General features: G+C 61.3%; 7 protein-coding genes. 1 reads left to right on the forward strand and 6 read right to left on the reverse strand.

Annotated elements, in window-relative coordinates; genetic code table 11:
- Positions 1-317: Maebl (locus GX108_02175; protein ID NLO55854.1), on the forward strand; the 317-nt coding region annotated here is incomplete at its 5' end.
- A gap of 74 nt (positions 318-391) precedes the next feature.
- Here the strand turns inward: GX108_02175 and GX108_02180 are convergent.
- From GX108_02180 to GX108_02205, 6 genes are all read right to left on the reverse strand, one after another.
- On the reverse strand, positions 392-1,204 hold the full coding sequence (locus GX108_02180) for a 4Fe-4S binding protein (GenBank protein NLO55855.1): 813 nt from the start codon (positions 1,202-1,204) through the stop codon (positions 392-394).
- A gap of 79 nt (positions 1,205-1,283) precedes the next feature.
- On the reverse strand, positions 1,284-2,510 hold the full coding sequence (locus GX108_02185; GenBank protein ID NLO55856.1) for an FtsX-like permease family protein: 1,227 nt from the start codon (positions 2,508-2,510) through the stop codon (positions 1,284-1,286).
- Positions 2,507-3,202, reverse strand: a complete 696-nt coding sequence (locus GX108_02190; protein NLO55857.1) for an ABC transporter ATP-binding protein — start codon at positions 3,200-3,202, stop codon at positions 2,507-2,509. The genes GX108_02185 and GX108_02190 overlap by 4 nt, the downstream gene beginning before the upstream one ends.
- A 13-nt stretch (positions 3,203-3,215) precedes the next feature.
- Positions 3,216-4,397 (reverse strand): efflux RND transporter periplasmic adaptor subunit, encoded by a 1,182-nt coding sequence (locus GX108_02195; GenBank protein ID NLO55858.1) that lies wholly within the window; start codon positions 4,395-4,397, stop codon positions 3,216-3,218.
- Complete coding sequence (locus GX108_02200) at positions 4,394-5,683, reverse strand: TolC family protein (GenBank protein NLO55859.1); 1,290 nt, start codon at positions 5,681-5,683, stop codon at positions 4,394-4,396. Before GX108_02200 ends, GX108_02195 begins: the two co-directional genes overlap by 4 nt.
- A 145-nt stretch (positions 5,684-5,828) precedes the next feature.
- The coding region (locus GX108_02205; protein ID NLO55860.1) for a DUF2284 domain-containing protein at positions 5,829-6,320 on the reverse strand (492 nt) is incomplete at its 5' end.

Raw genomic sequence — 6,320 nt, forward strand, 5'->3', positions numbered from 1 at the left:
AAGAGGAACAGGCGACAAAAAAGAAACAGACCCCGAAACTGCTCAGGGGCGACACGAAATTGACTAACCTTCTCCGCAACAGCGTCGACGCCGTCGCCGACGAGGACGGGTGGGCCGCCCTCGGCAATGTAGGGCAGCATATCTCCAACCAGTCCCCTTCCTTCGACTCCCGGAACTACGGGTTCAGGAAGCTGAGTTCCCTGGTGAAGGCCACGGGGCTCTTCGAGGTGGAATCCCGCGCCGTTAATGGGGAATCGGGCAACCGGGTCATATTCATACGCCACCGGAAGCGAAAGGCCCAAAAGACGGGGAATTAGCCCGTCCACGGCACCCCCGCTGACCGGTCACGCTTTTCCGGATTCCTGCCCCTCCCGAAAGCTTTGCCGGGGTCTCAGTATTTGCGGGTGCCGCGGCTTGCGCCGGCCAGTTCGAGCATTTTTTCCCGGCTCGATCCCCTGCAGGGCACAAAGGACCGGCCCTTAACCCCGATGGCTTCCCTGGGGCAGAGGGCTATGCACCGCTGGCAGAAGAGGCAGCCCTCGCCGAAACGGGGAAAGGTCTCCATGGTGATGTTAGAGACGGGGCAGACCTCGGCGCAAAGGCCGCATCTCGAGCACCTTTCCACATCGACCGCCAAGGGATACTTTCCGCGCAGGAACTTCCATGCCCTGCTTTGGGGATTGTGGCCCAGCCTTTTCACGAACTCCGGCAGCAGGGGGACGGAACGCCAGGAGGTCCTCCCCGCCGCCAGGTTTCTCGCAAAGGCGGACGCCTTTTTGAGACCCCGGCGGCGCAAGGCGTCGTCCCTGGAGTTCTCCCGTTCGGTCCTCGCGTAATTGGAGGGCATCCTTATCTCGACAGCCCCTACAGGCCGGTAACCTCTTGCAGATACGACCCTTCTCATCGGGCCGACGATCCCCCCGCTGAGACCAGACAGGGTGTCGATCATGAAGATTCCCCTGCCCCGTCCATCGGCCAGGTTTTCCGCGAACTCCCAGACGAAGGGATAAGTGGACAACAGTGCCACCGGGAAGGCAAGGCCGACGGTGCCGACGGAAGGAGTATCCCCGGGATCGCTCCTTTCGAGGGGCCTCAGTTGGGCGGCTATTCCCCCATCGAGCAATGTCCCTGCTACCCTCCCGGCCACGGCATGGGTATTGCCGGAACCGGAGAAAACATAGATAACGACGGGTTCCCTCAACAACTGGTCATCACTCCCGATCTGACGACATGGTCCGATTATAAGGGGTAATCATCCTTTTTTGACCTTTGACCGGCTGCCCCTATTCGTACCTCAGGGCCTCGATGGGGTTCAGGAGTGAAGCCTTCCAGGCCGGGTAATAACCGAAAAAGATGCCCACGAAGGCCGAGAAGCCGAAGGCCAGGGAGATCGAAAAGAAAGAAATATCCACGGCCCAGCCGAAGCCCCTCGATATGGAGAGGGCTCCCGCCACGCCGAGGATTATACCCGTCGCCCCCCCCAGCAGAGAGAGCATCAGGGCCTCCACGAGGAACTGGAGCCTTATGTCGACGGTCTTCGCGCCGAGGGCCATCCGGATGCCTATCTCCCGGGTCCTCTCCGTGACGGAGACCAGCATGATGTTCATGATCCCTATCCCCCCCACGAGGAGGGAAACCCCCGCCACCGCCGTCAGGAGCAGCGTCATCGTCCTCGTCGCGGCCTTGGCGTTCTCTATCATCTGGGCCATGTTGCGGACGGTGAAGTCCTCCTCTCCTCCCTCGCGGATACGGTGCCTCATCGAAAGGAGCGACGTGACCTGGTCCTGGGCGGATCCCAGCAGTTCCGAACTGTGGGCCTTCACCATGATGGTGGAAACCGAACCAGACCGGGAAGAACTGAAAAGCCTTCTCTGGACCGTCGTCACCGGCACGAGGACGATGTCGTCCTGGTCCCTGCCCATGGGGTTTGTCCCGATCTCGCCCAGGACACCCACCACTACCATGGGCACGTTCCTGACCCGCAGGGTTTTTCCGATCGGGTCCTCCCCGCCGAAGAGGTTGTCCACGATGGTCTTCCCCACGACGCAGACCTTGGTGGCGCTCCTGACGTCCTGGTCGGTGAAGACCGTGCCCGATCCCACCGCCCAGTCCTGGACGAAGAGGTAATCGGGCGTCGTCCCCGTGATCGAGGTGGACCAGTTCTGGTTGCCGTAGACGACCTGGGCGCTACCTCCGTAGACGGGGGCTGCGTAGGCCACGGCCATGCACTCCTCCGCTATGGCCCTGGCGTCGTCCGCGGTGAGGGTATTGACCGAACCGCTCCGCACCCCGCCCGGCGCCTGGCCGGTCCCGGGCCTCACGGTGAGCAGGTTGCTCCCCATGCTGGAGAACCGGTCGGATATCTCCCGGTTCGCGCCGGAGCCGACGGCGAACATCATGATCACCGCCATGACGCCGATTATTATCCCGAGCATGGTCAGGGCCGAACGCATCTTGTTGACGGCCAGGGCCCTGAAGGAGATTCTCGACGTTTCCCAAAGGGAGATCATGATCGCCCGGTCCTTTCGTCTTTCAAAACCATTCCATCGCGGAAGGTGAGCACTCTTTTCCCGTAGGCGGCCATATCCGGCTCATGGGTGACCTGGATTATGGTCCTGCCGTGTTTATCGTTCAATTTCGTGAAGAGATCCATGATATCCCTGCTGGTCCTGCTGTCCAGGTTCCCCGTCGGCTCGTCGGCCAGTATAACCGAGGCGTCGTTCACCAGGGCCCGGGCGATGGCCACCCTCTGCTGCTGGCCGCCCGACAGCTGCTGGGGCTGATGCTGCGCCCTGTCGCCCAGGCCCACCATCTCCAGGGCATCCATGGCCTTTTCGTCCCTCAAGGAGGGGTGGACACCGTTGTAGAGCATGGGCAACTTGACGTTCTCCAGGGCCGTCATGCGGGGCAGCAGGTTAAAACCCTGGAAGACGAAGCCGATCTTGTGCTTGCGGATATCCGCCAGTTCATCCCTTGACAGGCTGCTGACGTCATGCCCCTCCAGGTAATAACGGCCCCTCGTCGGCGTATCCAGGCATCCCAGGATGTTCATGAGCGTCGACTTGCCGGAACCGGAAGCCCCCATGATGGAAAGGAACTCCCCCTCCTCCACGGTGAAACTGACATCCCTGAGCGCCTCCACCCGGACATCGCCGAGATCGTATATTTTTGTGATGACCTCCAGCCTGACCAGTTCGTTCATCGCCATCGGATCGTCACCTGGAGCGGCTCCCGAAACCGAAGGCGCTGGATGTCCTGCCCTCCGACGGGGCGGACATGTAAGTCACCACCTCCATGCCCTCGGTGACGCCCTCCCCCTCGACCTCGGTGAACAGGCCGTCGTAGATCCCGGTCTTCACGCGATGAGGCACCAGTTCTCCCTTTTCAAGGGTCCAGAGGACAGTTCCCTTAGGGTGAGGACCGCTCGCCTCCACCGTGGGCTTGAACCTGAGGGCGGAGCTGGCCACCTTCAGAATGTCATCTTTTTTCTCGACTATTACCGAAACGTTGGCGGTCATGCCCGGCATCAGGATCTTCCTCTCGTTATCCACGGAAATGACTACCCTGTAGGTCACTACGTTGTCGGTGGTGGCGGCGGCAAGGCGCACCTCTTTGACGGAACCCAGGAAGGACTCCTCCGGGAAGGCGTCCACGGTGAACCGGACCGCCTGTCCCTGCCGGATCTGCCCTATATCGGCCTCGTCCACGTTGGCCTCCACCTGCATCCTGGCCAGATCCTCGGCGATGGTGAAGAGCGTCGGGGCCGACTGGCTGGCGTTCACCGTCTGGCCTTCGTCCACTTCCCTGTCAATCACCACCCCGTCGATGGGCGATACGATGCTGGCATGCCCGAAATTTATCTTCTTGTACTCCAGGTCCGCCTTCGCATGGGAAAGGGACGCCTCGGCGCTCCTCAGACGCGAAAGGGCGGTCTCGTAGGCCGTCTGCGACTGGTCGAGCTCCATGGCGGCGATATACCCCTTTGAGAAAAGGTCCCGGTTGCGCTCCAGGTTTTTTCCCGCCTCGGCCAGGGTCGCCCGGGCCTCCTGGAGCGAAGCCCCGGCGGAGAGCACGCTGGCCTCGGACTGACGGATGTTGGCCTCCAGCAGCGACGGGTCTATCTCGGCGAGGAGCTGGCCCCTGGTCACGACGGAGTTGTAGTCCACGTGTATCTTTTTTATCGTCCCCGAGACCTGGGCCCCTACGTTCACGGTATTGACGGCGTTCAGAGACCCCGTGGCCGATACGGTCTTCACGATGCCTCCCCGCACGACGGCAGTGGCCTGGACGACGGGCCGGTCGGAAGAGCGGCTGTGATAGAGCCAGAAACCGGCCGCGGCCACGATGATGATCGCGGCGGCCAGGAACTTTCGACTTTTGAGCCAGTTCTTCATCATCGAATCACTCCCATCGCCTTTTCAAGGGCGGCCCTGGCGGTCATCCCGTCGTAGAGCGCGCCGAACCACGCCGCTTTCGCCTCGGCGAAGTTTTTCGTTGCATCGGAAACCTCCAGGGGTGACCCGACCCCCGTTTTGTACCTTCCCGTGGCGATCTCGAGGTTCTCCGATGCCATCCGCAGACCCTCGGCAGCCGCGGCCGCCGTTTCCGTTGAATCCGACGCCGCCAGCCAGGCGCTCGTGACATCCTTCAGGACCTGCTGCCTGTAGGATTCGAGGCGGGCTTCGGCTCCCTCGAGGTTGGCGCTCGCTTCCAGCAACTTTTCCCTCCTGAGCCCCCCATCGTAAAGGGGAAAGGACAAGGTCATCCCAGCCCTCCAGCTGTCCTGCCCCCAGAAATCGGTCGAGCCCCATCCGAAACTCCCCGACAGGTCCAACTTCGGAGCGTTATCCAGCCTGGCGAGGGAGACCGCCGCTTCGGCCGACGCGAGGCTTACCCTGTAACTCTTCAGATCGGGCCGGTTCTCGAGGGCGGAACCCACGGCGGCCTCCAGCGAAGGCAACCCCGCCGGGAAAGACGCTTCCGGGTCATCGCCGATGTCCACTACGGAGAAGTCGGGCAGGTCGGGCGACCCCATCGCCGCTTTCAGCGAAGTCATCGCTTCTTTACCGGCGGTCCTGGCCTGCACGAGGGCGAGGTTGGCGTTGCTCCTCGAAACCTGGGCCGCTGTTACGTCGTACCTCGAGACCCGCCCCACCCTGAAGAAGGCCTCGGCCTGTTCCAGCCTCTCATCGTTCAAGGACAGGGTTTCTTCGGCTACCTCGAGGTTTTTCCCGGTTTTTAATACCTGGTAATAAGACCTCGTTACCTCGAACATGATATCGGAGCGTTTCGCCGCCAGGGCAAGGTCCTTACCTTCGACGTCGAGCAGGCTTCTTTTGAGCGAGATATGGCTCCTCCCCCAGTCGCTCACGACCTGGGAGAGGGTTATACCGCTCGACCACGATCCCTCCGATGGACCCGACCCTGTCGAGGATCTCTCGGAAAAACCGGAGGAGAAACTTATCGACGGGTAAGTTCCGGCCCTGGTCTGACCCGTCCTGGCTTCCGACGCAGCCAGGTCCGCCCGCCCAGCCGCCAAGTCCGGGTGATTCGCCAGGGCCCTTTCAATGCATTCCTCCAGGTCCATCGCCGGCGGAGCGGCTTCGGCCGGGATCGTAAGCGACAGCCCCGAAAACAGAAGAAGCAGCGAAAACAAAAGAAGCGCTCTTTTCATCAGCGTCATGACCTATCACCCGATCTCACTTTGTTTGCCCATGATTTTAATCTCTCGATGATGAAGATGGAGTTGAGAAATGTAAAGGATGGTAAAGACTTGCCGGCCTCGCCGGGGGGTCGGCCCATCGGGGCGTTTCCGCAGGATTTTCTTTCTACTCCACCAGCAGCAGGGCGAACCGGTCGGGCTTTTCCTGGCGGTCCTTTTTGACCGAAAGAGTGTAGCCGAACTTCCTGACGCTGGAATAGACGTCGATGGCAAAGGCCTCCATGGTGGGACGCCTCTTGTAGGGCAGTCTGCACTCCCCGGGGTGAGCCACGCATACCTCGCAGAGGTTGCAGTTATCGAAAGAGAGAAGGAAGGCCTTTTCGAACCCCGCGAGGAAGATTTGCCTCTCCGCCTCGATCAGCCCTTCCTGGTTCTCCAGGCACCATTGGCGCATTCTTTCAGGGGGCACTTCGCAGGCCAGGTGTATCAGAAGGGCATGGGAGTATTCCCCCAGCAGTTCCCGGCATTCCTGGACGGAGGGCACATGGGGAGGACAGGAGGCATTCCTGCCGTAGTCGGGGCACCCGAACATGCACTTCATCCTCACCCACTGGGAAACGATCATATCCGGGGGCGGCACCCACCGGTAATCGTAAAA

The sequence above is a fragment of the Thermovirga sp. genome (assembly GCA_012523215.1).
Lineage (GTDB): Bacteria > Synergistota > Synergistia > Synergistales > Thermovirgaceae > 58-81.